Origin of the sequence: Microbulbifer sp. YPW1 (genome assembly GCF_013367775.1) — a bacterium.
Lineage (GTDB): Bacteria > Pseudomonadota > Gammaproteobacteria > Pseudomonadales > Cellvibrionaceae > Microbulbifer.
Map to the genome: position 1 here is coordinate 2,555,003 of NZ_CP055157.1, position 19,010 is coordinate 2,574,012.

Annotated in this window: 14 protein-coding genes; 8 read left to right on the forward strand and 6 right to left on the reverse strand. The window is 56.6% G+C overall.

The features are described from left to right. Positions 1 to 123: 123 nt before the first annotated feature. Both HUW35_RS10480 and HUW35_RS10485 read right to left on the reverse strand, forming a co-directional pair. Positions 124 to 2,205, reverse strand: a complete 2,082-nt coding sequence (locus tag HUW35_RS10480) for a M13 family metallopeptidase (protein WP_181252294.1) — start codon at positions 2,203 to 2,205, stop codon at positions 124 to 126. A 184-nt stretch (positions 2,206 to 2,389) separates the two neighbouring features. Continuing rightward, the gene (locus HUW35_RS10485; RefSeq protein ID WP_181252295.1) at positions 2,390 to 3,592 is read right to left on the reverse strand and encodes a TonB family protein; all 1,203 of its coding nucleotides are present in this window, start codon (positions 3,590 to 3,592) and stop codon (positions 2,390 to 2,392) included. A gap of 465 nt (positions 3,593 to 4,057) precedes the next feature. Here HUW35_RS10485 and HUW35_RS10490 point away from each other — a divergent pair, with 465 nt between their 5' ends. From HUW35_RS10490 to HUW35_RS10500, 3 genes are all read left to right on the forward strand, one after another. Beyond that, the gene (locus HUW35_RS10490) at positions 4,058 to 4,759 is read left to right on the forward strand and encodes a cyclic nucleotide-binding domain-containing protein (RefSeq protein WP_181252296.1); all 702 of its coding nucleotides are present in this window, start codon (positions 4,058 to 4,060) and stop codon (positions 4,757 to 4,759) included. Between the two features lie 243 nt (positions 4,760 to 5,002). Beyond that, complete coding sequence (locus tag HUW35_RS10495) at positions 5,003 to 6,229, forward strand: efflux RND transporter periplasmic adaptor subunit (protein ID WP_181252297.1); 1,227 nt, start codon at positions 5,003 to 5,005, stop codon at positions 6,227 to 6,229. After that, complete coding sequence (locus HUW35_RS10500) at positions 6,226 to 9,387, forward strand: efflux RND transporter permease subunit (RefSeq protein WP_181252298.1); 3,162 nt, start codon at positions 6,226 to 6,228, stop codon at positions 9,385 to 9,387. The genes HUW35_RS10495 and HUW35_RS10500 overlap by 4 nt, the downstream gene beginning before the upstream one ends. Before the next feature lie 85 nt (positions 9,388 to 9,472). Here the strand turns inward: HUW35_RS10500 and HUW35_RS10505 are convergent, their stop codons facing one another. Beyond that, complete coding sequence (locus HUW35_RS10505) at positions 9,473 to 10,330, reverse strand: hypothetical protein (RefSeq protein ID WP_181252299.1); 858 nt, start codon at positions 10,328 to 10,330, stop codon at positions 9,473 to 9,475. Between the two features lie 279 nt (positions 10,331 to 10,609). Here HUW35_RS10505 and HUW35_RS10510 point away from each other — a divergent pair, with 279 nt between their 5' ends. Continuing rightward, complete coding sequence (locus HUW35_RS10510) at positions 10,610 to 11,386, forward strand: hypothetical protein (RefSeq protein WP_181252300.1); 777 nt, start codon at positions 10,610 to 10,612, stop codon at positions 11,384 to 11,386. Positions 11,387 to 11,612: 226 nt separating this feature from the next. Here the strand turns inward: HUW35_RS10510 and HUW35_RS10515 are convergent, their stop codons facing one another. Further along, on the reverse strand, positions 11,613 to 12,044 hold the full coding sequence (locus tag HUW35_RS10515) for a hypothetical protein (protein WP_181252301.1): 432 nt from the start codon (positions 12,042 to 12,044) through the stop codon (positions 11,613 to 11,615). 268 nt (positions 12,045 to 12,312) lie between these two features. On the opposite strand from HUW35_RS10515, the gene HUW35_RS10520 reads away from it, so the two are divergent. Together HUW35_RS10520 and HUW35_RS10525 are read left to right on the forward strand one after the other, a co-directional pair. Next, positions 12,313 to 12,783, forward strand: coding sequence for a methylglyoxal synthase (locus HUW35_RS10520; RefSeq protein WP_181252302.1), 471 nt, complete (start codon positions 12,313 to 12,315; stop codon positions 12,781 to 12,783). Positions 12,784 to 12,950: 167 nt separating this feature from the next. Next, positions 12,951 to 13,379 (forward strand): biopolymer transporter ExbD, encoded by a 429-nt coding sequence (locus tag HUW35_RS10525; RefSeq protein WP_078085178.1) that lies wholly within the window; start codon positions 12,951 to 12,953, stop codon positions 13,377 to 13,379. A gap of 74 nt (positions 13,380 to 13,453) precedes the next feature. On the opposite strand, the gene HUW35_RS10530 is transcribed toward HUW35_RS10525, so the two are convergent. Continuing rightward, positions 13,454 to 14,236 (reverse strand): tryptophan 2,3-dioxygenase, encoded by a 783-nt coding sequence (locus tag HUW35_RS10530; protein ID WP_181252303.1) that lies wholly within the window; start codon positions 14,234 to 14,236, stop codon positions 13,454 to 13,456. Between the two features lie 331 nt (positions 14,237 to 14,567). Here HUW35_RS10530 and HUW35_RS10535 point away from each other — a divergent pair, with 331 nt between their 5' ends. Both HUW35_RS10535 and HUW35_RS10540 read left to right on the forward strand, forming a co-directional pair. After that, positions 14,568 to 15,347: an enoyl-CoA hydratase gene (locus HUW35_RS10535; protein WP_181252304.1), complete on the forward strand. Its 780-nt coding sequence runs from the start codon at positions 14,568 to 14,570 to the stop codon at positions 15,345 to 15,347. 434 nt (positions 15,348 to 15,781) lie between these two features. Next, positions 15,782 to 17,746, forward strand: a complete 1,965-nt coding sequence (locus tag HUW35_RS10540; protein ID WP_181252305.1) for a diguanylate cyclase — start codon at positions 15,782 to 15,784, stop codon at positions 17,744 to 17,746. Positions 17,747 to 17,768: 22 nt separating this feature from the next. Here the strand turns inward: HUW35_RS10540 and glpQ are convergent, their stop codons facing one another. Next, entirely contained in the window at positions 17,769 to 18,881 is a 1,113-nt protein-coding gene (gene glpQ / locus HUW35_RS10545) for a glycerophosphodiester phosphodiesterase (protein ID WP_181252306.1), read from the reverse strand. Between the last annotated feature and the right edge of the window lie 129 nt (positions 18,882 to 19,010).

The window sequence follows — 19,010 nt, forward strand, 5'->3', positions numbered from 1 at the left end:
TTGGTCTCCCCAAAGTCCTTTACAAACTATGGTAAGCGATTCCGGAGAGCGGGGCACAAGCATCTTAAATAAAAAAGCCCCGCAGAGCGGGGCTTTTGGTTACCGAAATAAGAGCTGGGTGGGTTACCAGATAACCACACGCTCCTCTTCTGGCAGGTACATACCGTCGCCTTCCTTCACGTCAAACGCCGAGTAGAAAGCCTCGATATTCGGCAGCACGCCCTGTACCCGGTATTCCGCCGGGGAGTGCGGATCGGTCTTCAGGCGCTCGCTCAGGGCCTCGTCGCGCATCTTGCTGCGCCAAACCTGCGCCCAGCCGAGGAATACGCGCTGATCGCCATTGAAGCCGTCGATGACCGGTGCCTCTTTACCGTCCAGAGACATCTTGTAAGCCTTGTAAGCGATACCCAGGCCAGACAGGTCACCGATATTTTCACCCAGAGTCAGTTCACCGTTAACATACTCTCCCTCCAGCGGCTCGAAGGCGCTGTACTGGGAAACCAGCTTGCCGGTCAGGTGCTCGAAGTTTTCCAGGTCGGAGTCGGTCCACCAGTTGTTCAGGTAGCCCTTACCATCGAACTTGCTGCCCTTGTCGTCGAAGCCGTGGCCGATTTCGTGGCCAATCACACCACCAATACCGCCGTAATTCACCGCATCGTCCGCATTCATGTTGAAAAACGGCGGCTGCAGGATGGCTGCCGGGAACACGATTTCGTTACGCGCCGGGCTGTAGTAGGCATTCACAGTCTGCGGAGACATGCCCCACTCGGTGCGATCCAGCGGCTTGCCCAGCTTGCTGCGGTCGTGTGCAGAATCGAACAGGTTGGATGCCAGTACGTTGCCGGTGAGGTCGTCGGCGCTGACTTCCAGCGCACTGTAATCACGCCACTTGTCCGGATAACCGATCTTGGTGGTGAAGTTGGCCAGCTTGGTCAGGGCTTCCTGCTTGGTGGTATCGCTCATCCAGGTGAGTTCCTCGATGGAGCTCTTGTAGGCGGCCTTGAGGTTGTCGACCAGCTCCACCATGCGCGCCTTGGCTTCCGGCGGGAAGTACTTTTCTACATAGCGCTTGCCCACCAGTTCGCCAACGGAACCGTTTACGAACTGCACACCGCGTTTCCAGCGGGGTTCCATTTCTTTGGTGCCGCGCAGGGTGGTGCCGTAAAAATCAAAGCGGGTCTGCGCCAGTTCGCCGTGCATGTAGGGTGCCATGGCCGTCAGAACCTTGATTTTCAGGTAGCGCTTCCAGGTTGCGATGTCGGTATCGGCGATAATCTGGTTGGCGGCTTCCAGGTATTCCGGCTGGCCCACGGAGAAGTGGCTCTCCCCGTCCAGCATGGCATCTGCCAGGTAGATTCCCCAGTTGATTGCAGGCATCAGTTTGGCCATGTCGCTGGCCGCGGTCTTGTTGTAGTACTTGTCAGGATCGCGGTTCTCTACACGGGTGCGGTGGTGTTCCGCGAGGCTCTTCTCCAGCTGGTAAAGGGCTTCCGCGCTGGCTTCGGCGTTATCCAGGCCGGCGATATCCTGTACTTTTACCAGGTATTCTTTGTAGGCCTGCTGCAGCTTCTGGCCCTTCTCCGAATCGTCGAAGTAATAGTCGCGGTCGGGCAGACCGAGGCCCGCCTGCCAGAAGAAGACCATGTAGGATTCGACGTTTTTCAGGTCCTGGTAAACAGTGGCTCCGAACGGCACGTCATAGCCTGCCATATCGGCGTAGGCGAAGAACCGGGTCAGGTCGTCCATTGATTGGATTGCATCGATCTTGTCCAGCTCACCGGAAACGGCAGACAGACCTTTCTTCTCGATCAGTTCCTCGTTCATGAAGCTGTTGTAAAGATCGCCGATCTGCTTGGCATCGGCGCTTTCGGCGTGCTCGCCGGCTTCCATAATCAGGCCTTTGACTTCTTCGGTGGCTTTATCCCGCAGGATGCTGAAACCACCCCATCGGGACTTGTCCGCAGGAATCTCGGTGTTCTTCATCCAGTTACCATTGACGTAGCTGTAGAAGTCGTCCTGAGGGCGGACACTGGTGTCCATGGCACTGAGATCGATCCCGGAGCCCAGGGGTGCGACCTGGGAGGCGCTGGCCTCGGAGGTATTCTGGGTGTTATCCACAGACGGGCTTTCGGACTTTGAGCAGCCGGTAAGGGTGGTGCCGGCAATAGCGCTGGCAATTGCCAGGGGAAGAAGCAGTTTTTTCATAGTTGGCCTTTTGGGCTTGTTATATATGGTCGTTGATTGGACCGGGTGAAGATCGGGTCAATCCCATAGTATGCATTGGGATTGCCGTCGGGCAAGCGGACATGCGGCCAATTGCAGGGGATGAGCGATGGATTTCGGGCAATAAAAAACCCCGCGGAGCGGGGTTTTCGGGGCCGGTCCGGGATCAGTCCGGAAGGCGGAAGGTGATGGGGACGGTGAAGTTATACTCATCGATCTTCAGCTGTGCAGGCGTCGCCGGGTAGGGGCCTGCACGCTCAACAGCTTCCACCGCTTCGCGGTTGAGGCTGGAATAGCGGGATTCCTGCAGCGTGCTGACTGTTTTCACATTGCCTTTGTTGTCGATGGTCACATTCAGGCGCACGCTGCCTTCCTGGCCGCGCTCCTGGGCGCGCTTCGGATAATTGATGTGCTTGAAGGTGTGACGCAGCAGCATGGAATGGTAAATCTGGCGAGCCAGGATCATATCCGCTGTCAGAGGCGCTTCCTCTTCTTCCTCATCCAGCTCCTCATCCATCGGGGTGGCCGGGCGCGTGGTGGTGGGCTTCAGAGGTTTAGGCTGAGAAACCGGTGCGCTAGCTGCAGGCTTGGCAGGGGCTGAAGCCGGCTTCTCGATAGCCGGTGCACCGATGGCGGCGAGTGAGGGCGGCGGGATATCGGCGGAGAGGTCCGGCTTCGGCTTGGGTGCGGCAACCACCTGGGCGGGCTTGGGCTCCGCCTTCTGCGGAGCCGGCTCGGCAGCGGCCTCCTCTTTGGCTTCCTGCGCGTCGACCATGGCGGTAATCTGGGCGACGCGGTCCGCACCTGGCTGCAGGGCTTCATACTTTTCCAGCAAGCCGGAATTTACCTGGCCAGAGCCCATCAGGTCGTCACGGAAATCCGTGGAGGGCGGCACCGGGCCAATCCAAGCGCGCAGCAGGGTGTTGAAAAACTCGCGGTCCTCGATCATGCCGAGCATGATGTCATTGAGGGATACAGAGGTGGTGCCGGTGTCCGCAGCATAGTCGATACGCAGCTGGTCTCCGGCCATCAGGCGACCTTTGAACATGTTGGCGAAGGTCACCATGTTCTCGGCTTGGCCGGTAAGCACGTTACCGGGGTTATTGATCGCGATGCCCTCCATCCACTGGTTGCGGAAGCGGCGAGCTGACAGACGATCAGCGATAATACGCACCTGCAGGCTGCGAGGCTGATTGTTGTCGAGTAGTGCGTTTGCATCGCCAGAGAGACGCTCGGAATAAACGGCGGCAATATAGCGATCTTTATTGAATTGTTGTTCCAGAGCCAGACCGTTCAGCAGCGGAGCCGCATTTGCAGTCAGGGCCGTAGCGAACAACAGCAGGGCAATGACGAAGTTGGTCGATTTCATTTTTGCTTTGGTATCTATTTAAAGCCGGATGGGCAGAAACCGGCAGATAAAGTGCTGAAATATCAATCAAAATACCCCAGAGAAATTTTCAGCGACTTCATATAGCACCCTCCCCCCGAAAGGTGCGGGCTTCAGCTAAACGCCGCACCTAACCGGTGGTTAAAAAATCTCCGGTAATTGGCAGGGTATAATCGAAGCTCTGCTCAACTCTACTGTAACTGCAATGGAGTTCAACCCTGAAGTGGGTAAAATGTCTCGTTTTTTCAAATCCGGGAATGGACAGGGCAGACAGCCGTCACTTTCCGCCTAGAATGTGGCATCGGATGGTGCAGGGGTCGACAGACAGGGCTTTTCAGTGCACCGTTCGGGCATTGGCAGAGCCTAGCTGCCGAATTGTCCTCCCGGCCAGTGTGAAAACTGGCCGCGCCATCACAAAAAGCACGAATCGATTAAGCCAAGAGTTTCATGAATTACAAGCCGCTTAGTGACTACCCACGAGATGCAGTGGATCGTCTCCTGAATGTCATTCATTTATTTCGTGATATTCGCGCCACCAGCGATTGGCAATACGACGTTTTGCTGAAACGTTCCCGCCTGTCTACATTGGCGCCGGGAGAGGCGTTGCTGCACGCGGGAGACGTGGATCAGTGGGTGTATTTTCTGCTGCGCGGAGAACTGCACGTGCATGTAGACGATGCCGCGGCGGCAGCGGAAGAGCGGCCACTGGCGGTGATTCGTCCGGGGGAGGTATTCGGGGATCTCTCCATGCTGCTGGCAGAGCCGCGCAGCGCCACCATTGTCGCGGCCCCGTCAGGGCAGGAAAATCAGGTGCTGGCGGTCGACTGCACCCTGTTTGGTGACCTGGAGGATTTCTCCCTGTTGCACCTGCCCACCAAGCTGGTGTTTTACCGCAATATGGTGCACTCCCTGCGCTGGAAACTGGAGGTGTACCGCTCCAAGTACCCGACGCACGATCTCGCCAACAGCCATCGCCGGCTCAAGCTGTACACCGGGCCCAAAAACAGCAAGGAAGAACTGGCAGCCCTGGCGGGACAGGCGCGCGACCTGGCGCGGATCCTGCTGGACTGGAACGCGGAATTCGGCAGTGGCCAGCTCGCTGCAGAAGAGTCCGATATGACGGACTTCCTCGAGTCTATCCTTTCCTGACTAGACCCCTGCCTGTAAAAAGCGTGGCCAGCTGGTCACGCTTCCTGTTCTCTGCCTCGAGTATCTCCTGAACCGACCTCACCACCAAACCTCGCTTTTATTCGCGCCGTTTGCGGGCTTATCTGCTGTGAATTTCGTAATTCGGCAGCATTAGCCCCTATGCAGTCATCGCTTTGCACATAAAATACGTATCCTTCCGATTGTTCGGATACATAACTTCAGATACTCGCGGGACTTACCGGTATGAATTTTCTGTTAAACCTCTGGCGGCAGCGCAACTACCGTTTTGCAGCCATCGTCGCCTTGTTGTCTGTGCTGTGGCTGCTGAGTGGCCTTGTGACAGGTGATGGGGATTCAGAAATGGCCGCCAGGGAGAGCGGGGAGAAAAGCACGCGGCCTGCCGAGGCCATGCGCGTCAAGGCGCGGCAGCTACAGGCGCAACCCTATATGACGCGGGTGGTAGTCAACAGTCGCACCGAGGCCAATCGCAGTGTGCGCCTGCGGGCGGAACTCGACGGAGTCATCGCAGGCTTGCCAGTGGCAGAGGGACAGCGGGTAACCCGGGGCGACGTAATCTGTGAAATTGCTGCGGAGGATCGACCTGAGCAATTGGCGCGCGCGCGCGCGACCCTGCGCAAGGCGGAACTCGACTTTGCCGGTGCCAAAAAACTACAGGGCCGCGGGCTGCAGTCGGAGGCCGCCATGGCCCAGCAGGAGGTGGCATTGGCCAATGCACGGGCGGAGCTGAAACGCGCTCAGGTAGATGTGCAAAATCTTAAAATCCGTGCGCCATTTGACGGTCTGGTAAACAGTCGTGCGGTGGAGCTGGGGGATTTCATCCGTCGCGGAGAAGAGTGCGCGACCATTCTCGACCTGAACCCGATGCTGGTAGTCGGCGAGGTCTCCGAGTCGCAGGTCGCAAGCTTGAAGCCGGGATCCGAGGCCAGTGCCCAGTTGCAAATGGGTCAGGTCGTTAAGGGGAGATTGCGCTATGTGAGCCAGGAGGCGCACCCGGTTACCCGCGCTTACCGGGTAGAGGTCGCCGTTGCCAATCCCGATGGTGCGCTGCGCAGTGGCATCAGTGCGCGAATGGCCCTGCCTACTGGCGAGGTACAGGCACACAGAATCAACGCCTCATTATTGACCCTCGATGATCAGGGGGATCTGGGGGTGCGGACCCTGGATGAGGAGCAGCGTGTGCGATTCGCGAATGTGCACCTGATCAGCGATGAAAACGAGGGCGTGTGGATCGCCGGGCTGCCATCCAATGCCACCCTGATTACCGTGGGGCAGGAATATGTGAGCGAAGGTGAGAAGGTCGAGGTGGAGCTGGAAGAGTCCGCCGGTGACCTGCCCGCACCGATTGCCGGTGCAAAGGAGGCAACGGATGTGGACGATGCCTCAGTAGAGCCCGTAATTGAATCTGCGACGGATATGGCCGCAGAGCGTGTCCAGGAGCCCCGTCCATGAAGTTGCTGGAAAATGCGGTTGATCGATTCCGCAGTACCATCAGCCTGATGCTGTTGGTCGTGATCGTGGGGATCGTTGCCCGCGGCGCGATGACGGTGGAATCGAGCCCGGAAGTGAACCCCCCGATTGTGATTGTGCAGGTGATGCATGAGGGAATTTCACCAGAGGACGGGGTTCGCCTGCTGATTCGCCCGATGGAGCAGGAAATCCGGGCGATCGAGGGGGTTGAGGAAGTCATGGCCACTGCCCGCGAAGGGCTGGTGTACCTGGTGATCGAATTTGATTCAGCCCTGGATGTCGACCTGGCGGTAGATGAAGTGCGTAACGCTGTCGACCGTGCCAAGGCGGAATTACCGCGGGATGCGGAAGAGCCGATCGTCGAGGAGGCATCTGCGCAGCCTTTCCCGACGATCGTCGTGACCCTGGCAGGGGACGGCATCAGCGAACGCGAATTGCTGCGCAGTGCGCAGTTGCTCAAGCGCAAGATCGAAAATATCAGTGAAGTGCTGAGTGCGGATATCACCGGAAACCGGGAAGAAGTGGTGGAGGCCATCATCGACCCGGTGCGTCTGGAGCACTACCAGGTGACCAGCGGCGAACTGATCAACGCTGTGTTGGGTAATAACCTGCTGATTCCCGCAGGTGAAATGGATGTGAGCAAGGGGCGGTTTTCGGTCAAGGTACCGGGACTGATCGAATCTGCGGACGACGTGTACCAGATTCCGCTTAAACAGTCCGAGCACGGTGTGGTCACCTTGGGGCAGGTGACGGATATCCGTCGCACCTTCAAAGACGCCACTACCTTTACCAGCGTGAACGGTCGCCCCGGAATCGCCATCAATGTGGAAAAGCGTACCGGGGCGAGCTCCGTAGACCTTGCGGATACCGTGCGCGCGGTCGTGAATGCTGAGCGCGACTATCTGCCACGTGGGGCCAAGGTCGACTTTGTCTTTGATCAGTCGCAAGTCGCCCGGGATATGGTCAGTGAGATGGAGGGCAATATTCTCACCGCCATGTTGCTGGTGATGATCATCGTGGTTGCCGCACTCGGTTTCCGTTCCGGCCTGCTGGTGGGCTTTGGCATTCCCTTTTCACTGCTGTTCGGCTCGATCATCACCTGGTATCTGGGGTACTCGTTCAATTTTATGGTGATGTTCGGCATGCTGCTGGCGCTGGGCATGTTGATTGACGGCTGTATCGTGATTACCGAGTTCGCGGACCGCAAGATGGCCGAGGGGCTGTCTGCGCGGGTCGCCTACGCCATAGCGGTGCGGCGGATGTTCTGGCCGGTGGTGGCCTCTACTGGCACGACGCTGGCTGCATTCCTGCCGATTATTTTCTGGCCCGGGGTGGTCGGCGAGTTTATGCGCTATCTGCCGGTTACCGTATTTTCGGTACTGGCGGGATCCCTGATCTACGCGCTCTTCTTCGCGCCGGTGCTGGGGTCCGTGTTCGGCAAAAGCACTATGGACATCAACATCCAGCAAGAGCTCAAGCAGCTGGAAAACGGCAACCCCACTGAAATGCGTGGAATTACCGGGCTCTATGCGCGCATGCTTGATCCGGTGGTGCGTCATCCATTTGCTTCTTTCGGTGCAACCGTCCTGGTACTGATCGGTATCTTTATTGCTTTCCGTACATTCAACCCCGGTGTGGAGTTCTTTACAGAGACCGAAGAGCAGTATGGCAATGTCGAGGTGCGGGCCCAGGGGAACCTCTCGCTGGAGGAAAAGAAAGTACTGGTGGCGCAGGTCGAATCTGCGGTAATGCAGGTGCCGGAGGTGCGTGTGGTGTATTCGTCCATCGGCTCCGGGGGAATTTCCGGGAATACCGAAAAATCCCCGGACCAGATCGCCAATCTGCTCGTGGAGCTGCAGCCGTCGATGGAGCGGGAGCGCAAAAGCCGGGAAATTTTTGCTGATATCCGTCAGCGCACTGCGAACTTTGCCGGGATCAAAACCAGTGCCAACCCGTTTGAAGGTGGGCCGCCGGTGGGCAAGGATATCGTGCTCGAATTGCGCAGCCGTGACTACGACCGCTTGCTGGCTGAAACCTGGCGTTTGCATCGGGCGATGGCTTCCGAGTTCGGTGGCCTCAGGGATATCGTCAACACCGCCCCCCTGCCGGGAATCGAGTGGGAGGTCCGCGTGGACCGGGCCAAGGCCGCTTTGTACGGTGCGGACCTGACGGGTGTTGGCCGGGCGGTGCAGCTGGTAACCAACGGCGTATTGATGGCGGAGTACCGCCCGGATGATTCCGATGAAGAAGTGGATATCCGTATCCGCTACCCGGATTACGCGCGGGGCATCACCGCGCTGGATGAACTCAAGGTAAATACCCCCGGCGGTGCGGTTCCGGTCAGTAGCTTTGTGCGTACCGAGGCCGGGCCCAAGGTGGACAAGATCGAGCGTATCGACGGTATCACCCGCATGCAGCTCAAAGCAGACGTGGAAGATGGTGTACTGGCGGACGACAAGGTGCGGGAAATCCGCGAGTGGCTCACGCAACACCCGGTTGATGACCAGGTCGAACTGCTGTTCCGTGGTGCAGATGAAGATCAGAACGAGTCGCTGGTGTTTCTGCTGGGCGCCTTCCTGCTCTCTCTATTCCTGATGTTTATTCTGCTGGTGACCCAGTTCAACAGCTTTTATCAGTCCGCATTGATTCTGTCATCGGTAATCATGTCGACTGCTGGCGTGATGCTGGGGCTGACCCTGACCCAGAGTACTTTCAGTGTGATCATGACCGGTGTGGGGATAGTTGCGCTGGCGGGAATCGTGGTCAACAACAACATCGTGCTGATCGATACCTACAACTATGTGCGAAAGGCTGAGCCGGAACTGGGGCATGGCGCCGCGGCGGTGAAGGCGGCTGCACAGCGACTGCGGCCAGTATTTCTCACCACGGCAACGACCATTCTCGGCCTGCTTCCCCTGGCGCTGGGGGTGAGCGTGGATATGGTAGGGCGCACGGTGGTGGTCAACGGGGTGATTGCGTCATTCTGGGTAAAGCTCGCCAGTGCGATTGTTTACGGGCTGTCTTTCTCTACCTTGCTGACTCTCATTGTTACTCCGGTGATGTTGGCACTGCCGCCGGCACTGGCTGATATAGTTCGAAAGGTCCTATCCTTGCGGTTACGCGAGAAGTCTCAGGCCTGAGGAAGACATTGAATCTACTGGGATTCACAATGAAAAAACCCCGGCGAGCCGGGGTTTTTTCGTTCTATCTGCCAGTAATGACAGTTTAGGCTTTGGCTTTCGGCGGACGACCGCGACGAGCCGGTGCTTTCTTGGCAGCGGCAGACTTGGGCGGACGACCCGGCTTTTTCTTCGCTGCAGCGGACTTGGCCGGACGACCAGGCTTCTTAGCGGCAGTTTTGGTAGCGGCTTTCTTGGCCGGACGACCTGGCTTTTTCTTAGCTGCAGTCTTGGCTTTAGCCTTGGTCTTGGCAGCGGCCTTCTTGGCTTTTTCAGCTGCCTTCTTTTTGGCAGCGGCAGCTTTTTGCTTCTCAGCAGCAGCCTTCTTCTTGGCGGCGGCAGCAGCCTTCTTCTTGGCAGCGGCGGCTTTCTTCTTAGCAGCGGCGGCTGCTTTCTTGGCGGCAGCAGCGGCTTTCTTCTTGTCTGCAGCGGCCTTCTTCTTGGCAGCAGCAGCAGCTTTCTTGGCGGCGGCGGCGGCTTTCTTCTTCTCAGCTGCGGCCAGCTTCTTGGAGATGGCGGCCTCTTCCTTAGCTACAGCCTTGGCAATTTTGGTGGCCAGCTTGTTGTCAGCGCTGATGGTGGCCAGCTTGGACTTGGCTTCGGTAGCGGCGGACTTGGCTGCGGTGGCGGCTTTTTTAGCAGCAGAAGCGGCAGTCTGGGCGGCTTTCAATTGCTTTTGCTGAGCGGCGGATTTCTTCTTCGCGCGCGCTGCTTTTACCTTGGCGGCAGCTGCGAGTGCTTTCTTTGCTGCTGTCTCAGCTTCTTTGGAGGCCTTATCAGCTTCTTTTTTAGCGGCGGCTTCTTGTGTGCTGCGCGCCTTTTCCAGCTGAGCTTTCAAAGAGGCGAGTTCCGCTTCCAACTTCGCAACGGCATTCACTTTCTTGGCAGATTTACGTGCGGCCATAAAATATCCCTGTATCTAAATTTAGTATTTAGGTGTTATTTTGGATGAGTGGAATTCATCGCGCTAATTGCAGCTTATTTATATGCTTGAATGCAAGTGTTTTAAGGGCGTTTTTACTCTCTAATGAATAAATTTAAGGTTTTTTTTACATTTATCGCGTTTTTCTGCTTGCTGCTCTGTGGAATCGGGGCCATTTATGCGATTGCCAAGGGGGACACTAGTGCTTCTCTATCGGCGTGGTTCGGGCTGCTAATTAATGCCTGGGCTCTGCCATTATGGATGGCACTGCGTTATCTGAAAGCGGAAACATTTGCGGGCGATTTGCGTGAACCGGGTGCTTTTTCCGGTGTGCTATTCGGCCTGGCAATTGTTTTATTGACGGATACCGACCGCGGATTGCCGATTTATCTGTCCCTGTGCAATCTATTTATACTGCTGGTTTATCTGTATCACCTGAGTGCGGTGGGCCATCCGCGAACACCGGCGGTAGATACGCAGTTCCCAGCCATTGCGCTTGTGGGTGACAAAAAATGGCAGGCTGAGAACTTTTGTCGCGAGCGACAGTTACGTGGGGTGCTGGCGGTGTTCTTGCGCGGTAGTTATTGCGCGGGGAGTCGAGACCAACTGCACCAGATGCGGGCGCTGCTGCCGGACCTGGCACAACGAGATATCGGTTTGATCCTGTTTGGCACGCAACCGGAACATAAATGGCCAGCCCAGTTGATTGCAGCTATTTACCCGGGCAGCGGGCAGGATACTGGGGCGGATAGCAATGTCGAGAGTGGAGTGGGAGGCGGCGTTCGGAGCGACGTCGGGCGCAGTAAGAAACTGGTTGCGCTGCAGCAGCTGGACGTTAATGGCGAAAATACATCAGCATTTGTGGCCCGCTCCGCGGCCCCGCTTATTCTGCGCCCGTGGGTGCGGGATGCTGCACGTCCCAGTGCCTGGCTGATTGATAATGAAGGTTTTGTCCTCTGGCGGGAACTATCGGCGAATTACCGGGTTCCGGCGAGCGCGGGGACGCTGCGCGCTCAGCTGTTTCGCATCGATGATTGAGAGAGGCGATTGAGAGAGGCGATTGAGAGAGGCGATTGAGAGAGATCGTTGCGAACGAATTCCATCTGAATCTGCTTCTTCCGAGAGACCGCAGCAGCGAATAAAAAAGGCGTAGTGGATATTCCACTACGCCTTTTTTATTAAGCAGTATCAATTGCGGTGATATCGCAACCTTCCCAAACAATAGCTCGTAAGAGCCAGTGCACGTTGCGCAGGTTGGTGTGAACTACAGTGGTCCGTAAGGCAGGTAGCGATTGTCGGAATGCTGGCGAATCCACAGTAACTGCTCCCGCTGCAGCGGTGCTTTGCGCTGGCGGAGGGATTTGGCCAGGGGAATGACCGGTGACTCGGCTCCGCCCTGCCAGTCCTGTAGCTGCATTTCTGCCAATGTGAAGAAGCGGATCAGTGCCCACACCTGGGCGCTGTCCCAGTGGGATGCCTCTTCCAACCACTGGGTGGCGGGCAGGCCTGCGAGCCAGTTTGCAGACAGCAGCTCCTGCCCGAAAGACTTGAGCTCCGGTGCGGGGTTCCCGTCCGTGTTCGCGCCATCTGCTTCATTGATTGCATCGATGATGCGTTTTATCAGCGCGCGGTCGATCTCTGTGCGCGGCTGATCGTTGGAAGCTTGGTTGTCTGGTTCCCAGGCACCGACACTCATAATCACTCCTTTATAGGTAGGCATGGCCAGAACGGGCTATGCATTCACAATGGGGCGGATTATACGCACCACGACGGGATGCTCTACCCGGCATTGCCCGGTATCGAGTCGTGATATCCCCGCACCCTGAAATGCCGCACTCGGCCAGGTGGATAGAGACATTGGGTGCTCGCGATGGATGCTGGGCGCGGAATTTAGCATAATCATCCGGTGCTCCCGGCATATCGCGAGTGCATAACCGAATAGAGCAGATTCCATTGGGGGCTATGTGGATTATATTGATCAGCCGATTGCCGCGCAGAAGCGCATTGCACTGGTAGCGCATGACAATCGCAAGGCCGCATTGATCGAGTGGTGTCGTCAGCATCGCGGCATACTCGAGCAGCACCACCTGCTGGGTACCGGGACCACTGGCAGCAAGATCGAGGCCGCCACCGGTATGCCGGTGGAGCAGTTGTTCAGCGGCCCTATGGGGGGCGACCAGCAGCTCGGAGCCAGAATTTGCCAGGGCGAGGTGGATATCCTGGTATTTTTCTGGGATCCCTTCGAGCCGATGCCCCATGACCCGGACGTCAAGGCGTTGCTGCGGATTGCCGCGGTATGGAATATTCCGGTGGCCTGTAATGCCAGCAGTGCCGATATGATGATCCATTCCGAGCTGATGACCCGGAGTTTCCCCCGGCAAGTACCTGACTATCAGGGCTATCTGGCGGCGCGAAAGGACGAATTGGCTGTGTGATTTTTGAGCTTTTTGTCGATTAGTGTGATATAACTCATTGATTTTAAAGGGGTATAACCAAGACGCACAGGTTGCACTTGCATTGATGGCCATTTCCCGGCAATCTTCCCCACCTGATTAGACCGGTGTAACCGGCGAATTCGAATTAAAAAACAGTACGGTGTTTTATGAGTAGACGACGCGGTAAGGCCGTAGAAGAAGAAAAGGCCGATATTGACCTGACGCCCATGCTGGACGTTGTGTTTATCATGCTGATCTTCTTTATCGTGACGGCATCCTTCGTAAAAGAGAAGGCGCTGGACGTGAACGTGCCGGATCCTGATCAGACTGAACAGACTCCGCCCGATCCCGATAAGCAGAATATCCTGATTACAGTGAACTCTGCCGACGAGATCTGGATGGGCCAGAACCGCATTGACAGCCGTGCTGTACGTGCCCGTATCGCACAGATGTTTGCGGAAAACCCGCAGGCCATCGTGATTGTACGTGCGCACAACAAATCCAGCGCGGACACTTATGTGACCATCGCCGATGCGGCGAAAGAGGTGAACCCGAACATTCAGGTTTCACTGGTACCGTTCGACGACAAGAGATAATTCTCTGACGGTATCGCCCTCACAGGATGAAAAAGCCAGCAAATGCTGGCTTTTTTTGTGTCTGCGGTTTGCCCTCAGAATTCGGAGCGGATGGCCCACAGGTCCGGGAATACGGGCTTGAACAGGGTGCTCTGCAGGTAGCCCACGCCACTGGAGCCGCCGGTGCCCATTTTGCTGCCGATGGTGCGCTCCACCATCTTTACGTGCCGGTAACGCCACTGTTGCAGGGATGTGTCGATATCCACCAGTGCCTCGCAGATGTCGCTTACCAGCGGGTCATTCCGGTACACGTCAATCAGTACCTTCTGTACGGCGCTGGACGTTGCTGCGACCTGGCTGAAGTCACGCTCCAGTACCGCTGTCGGTATTTCGTGCCCCTCGTGTGCGAGGAAGCGCAGGAAAGCGTCCCACAGGGTCGGTGCCTGCAAGCGTTTCTGCAAGCGCTGGTAGTGCTCTGAGCCCGGCTCGTAATTCTCCAGCTTCTTCGCATCTTTCGCGCCGTACAGGAACTCCAGCTCGCGGAACTGGTAGGACTGGAAGCCACTGGCGGTGGAGAGGCGGTCGCGAAATGACATGAACTCCAGCGGAGTCAGTGTCTCGAGGATATCCACCTGCTGGATCAGTGTGCGGTAGATGGCATCTACCCGTTTCAGTGTGTGCAGGGCGCGATTGCGCTCTCCGGCATTGAAAAGACGCACCAGGAAGTCCAGCTCGTGTAACAGCTGTTTGAACCAGAGCTCATAGCTCTGGTGAATCACGATAAACAGCAGTTCGTCGTGCTCCGGGCCTTCAGACAGGGGCTGCTGGCATTTGAGTAGGTCGTCTACCTTGAGGTAGGAGCTGTAAGTCACGGTCATTTTGAGAGCTTCCCTCATCTTCTCCTGCTTTCGAAATGGTTATACCGGTTTCTGCAGGCTTGTGAATCTGAAATTGCGTAAATCGCGCAAAGTTTGGTCGCATTATAAGGTCTATGCGGGTCAGATTGGAAAAGTCTGATTGTCGAGTTTGTTTCAGAATCCGTAACCCAAACTGGTCGAATTGGACCTCGTGTGAGAAGGGGGAGTGGCTAAACTAGTGTCTTTCCGGTTGTGACCATAATCTGTATTTGAGGTCATGCCGCCTGCCAGCTGGCGCCTGCCAGTCGGCGCTATATAACCTGTGATAAACAGCAAGATTGCGGAGTCCGCTATGCAGAGTACATGTGCAGAAATTCAGGCCCAGGTATCCGACCGGGTACTGGAAATCACCATAAACCGGCCAGAGCGCAAAAATGCGCTGACCATGGCCATGTACTCAGCCATGGCGGAGCTGCTTAATAGTGCCGCCAATGACCCCGGTATCCGGGTTGTTATCCTGACCGGTACTGGCGGAGCTTTCACCAGCGGTAACGACCTGGCGGATTTCCTTGGCGGTTCTGCGACCGGAGAGGAGTCACCGGTATTCCAGTTCATGATGGCCCTGTACAACTTCCCCAAACCGGTTGTGGCTTCGGTCAGTGGCCCGGCAGTGGGTATCGGCACTACCATGCTGTTGCACTGCGACCTGTCCATCGCCGATGACGACGCGGTGTTCCAGATGCCGTTCGTAAACCTGGGGCTGTGTCCGGAGTACTGCTCCAGCTTCCTGCTGCCGCGGATCATGGGGCAGGCGAAGGCCTCTGAGCTGTTGTTGCTGGGCAAGAAGTTCGACGCGCATACGGCAGCGGATGTAAATATCCTCAATGAAGTTGTGTACTCCGGCGAAGCGCTCAGCCGCGCGCGGGAATACGCTCGCGAGCTCGCGCAAAAAGCACCGGAAGCGGTGCGCCTGAGTAAAAAGCTGCTGAGGCAGGGAACCATGGAGAACGGGCTTGCGGTTATTCGGGAAGAGGCCGGGCATTTCCAGAAGCGATTGCAGTCGGATGAGTTCCGCGAAGCAGCCACAGCGTTTATGGAAAAGCGTCCCGCAGACTTCTCAAAATTTGACTGATTTTTCTATTTTTAATTTAACTTTTAGCGCTCGGTGTTTAAGGGTTAAATATTGAGAGAAAAAAATTCTAAAGGCTGCTCTTTTGCAGCCTTTTTGTTGGCGATTTCCGTGTCGAAAGTGTGATGTATTTCTCTTTGTGCTCGCCTGAATAGCCCTTTGGGGCTAATCGTGAGGGCTTTTTTATGCTCCTGCGCGCACTGGTGCGAGGTACTTTTTCGAAAAAATGTGAATCTCCTTAAGCCCCCGGTTCTGCAGGGGAAAAGGGGCATGATAAAAATTTTACGAATCGGTACACTCCCCTCATATTTTCCCGGTCGGGTAGGCCCCGCTTGTAGCCCCGGTAATGAGGGCTTCAAGGATAACAGTCAATAACGAGCCGGGATTCTTCATGCGCGCAGTCGTATTGCTGTGGCAACCTGGCTTTCAGGATAATGATGACGACATCTCTAATTTCCCCGGCTGTTTCTGCGGTATTGCGGGTCACTATCCTGTTGATTTCCCTGCTGCTGCCTGTAGCCGCCCATACTGAAGCGTCTGCGGTAACCCCGGTGTCGCCCATTGCGATCGGTACGGTTGAGAGCGGTGATCAACGGACTGGGCAGCAGGCCATCTGGCACGACGTCAGCGGTACGGCGGATCTGGCTGATGCACGGCAGGCACTGGCAGAGGGGGGCTTTCAACCACTGCCGGGTGCGGGTTCGACAGGTCTGCAGAAGGGCAGTTACTGGTCTTACTTCGCGCTGGTAAATCCCACAGAAAAATCTGTGCCCCTGAACCTGGAATATGTGGACCATCAGGTGATCCGCTTGCAGGCGTTTGCGCGTCGCCCGGCCTCAGGTCCAGGGGGCGAGGCCGGCTTTGAACCCATCGTCGAGCTGGTAATGGGGGAAGCATTTTCCAAACGCCCGGTATTCCACAATCGTTTTGTGGTACCGGTAACTCTGGCGCCAGGGGAAACCGTGGAATTCCTGGTGCGCTTTGACTCGGAAGAGGCTGGTTTCGTCTTTCCTTCCATGCGTATCTGGAGCCCGCAGAAGCTGAGCCAGTCCCACACCGGGGAAACGGCGATAGTGGCATTTCTGTTTGGAGGAATCGCCCTGATCTCCCTCTTTTCACTGATCGTGGGCATGACTACGGGAGAGTCGAGCTTCTTTGCGTACTTCGTCTATGGCCTGTCAAAGATCGTGGCATGGGGAACCATCCTGGGTTTCACCCACCAGTATCTGTTGCGCGACAGTTTTCACTGGAGCTATATGTCCGCCACTGGTGCGGTGAGCATTCTGTGCGGAGTCATATTTGACCGGCTTTTCCTGCAAACCCGCAAGTACACGCCCAGGCTGGATTACATTCTCATCCTGATGATGGTCAACGCCACCGTGTTGTTGGTCAGTGCTCTGCTGCAGGTGAAGGCCGTAGCGCTGATCAGTATCACCCTGGCGCTTCTGCTGTATCCCGCTTCCACGGTCATCGCACTGGTGCGCTGGCGGCAGGGGTCCAGTGAAGCGGCGGTATTTGCGGTTGGCTGGACACTGCTGTTGATGGGCCTGTTTTACCAGGCGCTGCGTGACCTCGGGTTGGTCGAGCACAACCTGGTCAATTACTACCTGCCGCCGCTGAGTTCATTTATCGAGATGGTCACGATCATGGCGGCGATGGGCCTGAAGTTACGGCGGGTGCGTTTGCAGGGGCTGGAATCGGAGCGTCAGTACCGCCGCCATCTGGAAGAGTCCAAGGTCAAACTCGAAGGCCAGGTACGCGCGCGTACCGAGGAACTGGAAAAAGCCAAGCTTCAGGCGGAAATGGAAGCGCGTACCGATCCGCTTACCGGGGTTCGCAATCGCCGCAGCTTTCTCGCCGAGGCCGAGTTATGTATCAAGCGGGCGGAGCGCAAAGGGGAACCCATCAGCCTGCTGATGTTCGATATCGATCATTTCAAGTCTATCAATGACAATCACGGGCACGGTGTCGGCGACGAGGCGTTGCGCCTGTTCAGCCAGACGATCCAGACAAAAATTCGCGAAACCGATGTGTTTGGTCGCCTTGGCGGTGAAGAGTTTGCCCTTTTGCTGACTGAGACCAAGCCCGATTCCCTGTATACCGCCGAGCGGCTTCGGGACAATATCGCAAGCGTGCGCCTGTCGTGCCTGGATGGTTTTATCCAGTTTACTTCCAGCATCGGTGTTGCCCACGGTGTGCCCGGTGACCCGGTAGAAAAGCTTCTGCGTCAGGCCGACCGCGCCCTTTACTGTGCCAAGGAGCGAGGACGCAACATCGTGGTTGAATATCATCCGGAACAGGAGCCACATGGCGCGGCCATGTCAGCGCAGCCGCGCATGGAGATAGCGGATGAACCTGAAACGGAATCCAACCTGACAGCGCCCAGTCCCGAGCCAGCGTGAGTGGAAGCCTTCCCGGCGCGGTCTACGGTGTTGCCGCTGGCGCGTCGAGCCCATCAACAAACCTGCGCACCTTGTCCGGATGATCGGTAAATACCCCGTCTACACCGACATCGTTTAGATACAGCGACAGCAGATCGTCGAAGCTCTCCAGGTTGTCGGGCAGCTGCTGCGGGTCAGCGCGAAATGTATAGGGATGAACCTTGAGACCGTGCTTGTGGGCGGTTGAGGCCAGACCGTTAGGTACGTAGGGTTCGTCGCCATCCGCTTCAACCACCAGCATGGGAAGCCAGGGACCAATCCCATCGGCGTAGCCCGCTATCGTTTTCAGCCCCTCTGGGGTGCGCATCCAGTCGTAGTCGTAATTGACCCACGTTCCATCCCGCTGTACACGCTTTTCTTCCCATTCCGTCTCTGCGATCAGCTGTATCAATGGGAGGTCCATCTCCAGCTCCGGCATCAGTGTGTTGTGGATATGCTGTAACTCTTCTGCATCGAAGCTCTGCAGGAATACTTTCTGTTTGCGGCTGGTATAGCCGTAACGTTTAAGGGTCTCCAGTACCGCGCGGGAAATATCCCGTCCCTCTGCGCGATGGAAGTAGGGCTTTTTGATTTCCGGATAGATGCCGGTGTCGTATTGCAGCGAGACATTCAGCCCCTGGATCAACTCCAGCTCCTGCTCAAAGGTCACCAGTTCAAAGTGCGACTTCCACAGGGGGAAGCGCCCTGCATATTGCGGGAAGTTGCGGCTTACTGCGGATACAAAAGGGCCGGAAACCTGCAGGCGCTTCAGTTCCGCGAGTGTGAAGTCGATTGTGTAGAAGTGTCCGTCTGCACGGGCGCGCCCGGGGAATTTCTCCGCGACATCCGTCACGTTATCCAGGTAGATGTCGTGCATGACGATCAGGTGATTGTCTTTGCTCAGCACCAGGTCCTGCTCGATGTAGTCTGCGCGCATGGCATAGGCCAGTGTCTTTGCCGCCAGTGTGTGCTCGGGCAGATATCCTGAAGCGCCTCGATGAGCGATCACTATGGGAGTATTATCCGGCTGACTCGATGCATCCAGTGGCAGAAAACTGGTAAGGAATACTGCAATAAGGCAGTAACCGAGCGTAGACCTGATTGGTTTGAAGGGCATGGGCAGTCCAGCAATTTATCTGTATTGCGCAAACATACCGTTACTCGGGAAGGGATAAAACCTCGGGCCGGTGAATCGGGAGATTTGTCATGGAATTGAAATATTGATGCGCTGTAAAGCGCTGCGTCA

Coding starts and splice junctions, on each gene's coding strand:
- glpQ (WP_181252306.1), bottom strand. CDS start 18,881: ATGCCCTTCAAACCAATCAGGTCTACGCTCGGTTACTGCCTTATTGCA.
- HUW35_RS10530 (WP_181252303.1), bottom strand. CDS start 14,236: ATGACCGTGACTTACAGCTCCTACCTCAAGGTAGACGACCTACTCAAA.
- HUW35_RS10500 (WP_181252298.1), top strand. CDS start 6,226: ATGAAGTTGCTGGAAAATGCGGTTGATCGATTCCGCAGTACCATCAGC.
- HUW35_RS10540 (WP_181252305.1), top strand. CDS start 15,782: ATGACGACATCTCTAATTTCCCCGGCTGTTTCTGCGGTATTGCGGGTC.
- HUW35_RS10485 (WP_181252295.1), bottom strand. CDS start 3,592: ATGAAATCGACCAACTTCGTCATTGCCCTGCTGTTGTTCGCTACGGCC.
- HUW35_RS10510 (WP_181252300.1), top strand. CDS start 10,610: ATGGCACTGCGTTATCTGAAAGCGGAAACATTTGCGGGCGATTTGCGT.
- HUW35_RS10535 (WP_181252304.1), top strand. CDS start 14,568: ATGCAGAGTACATGTGCAGAAATTCAGGCCCAGGTATCCGACCGGGTA.
- HUW35_RS10490 (WP_181252296.1), top strand. CDS start 4,058: ATGAATTACAAGCCGCTTAGTGACTACCCACGAGATGCAGTGGATCGT.
- HUW35_RS10505 (WP_181252299.1), bottom strand. CDS start 10,330: ATGGCCGCACGTAAATCTGCCAAGAAAGTGAATGCCGTTGCGAAGTTG.
- HUW35_RS10495 (WP_181252297.1), top strand. CDS start 5,003: ATGAATTTTCTGTTAAACCTCTGGCGGCAGCGCAACTACCGTTTTGCA.
- HUW35_RS10515 (WP_181252301.1), bottom strand. CDS start 12,044: ATGAGTGTCGGTGCCTGGGAACCAGACAACCAAGCTTCCAACGATCAG.
- HUW35_RS10525 (WP_078085178.1), top strand. CDS start 12,951: ATGAGTAGACGACGCGGTAAGGCCGTAGAAGAAGAAAAGGCCGATATT.
- HUW35_RS10480 (WP_181252294.1), bottom strand. CDS start 2,205: ATGAAAAAACTGCTTCTTCCCCTGGCAATTGCCAGCGCTATTGCCGGC.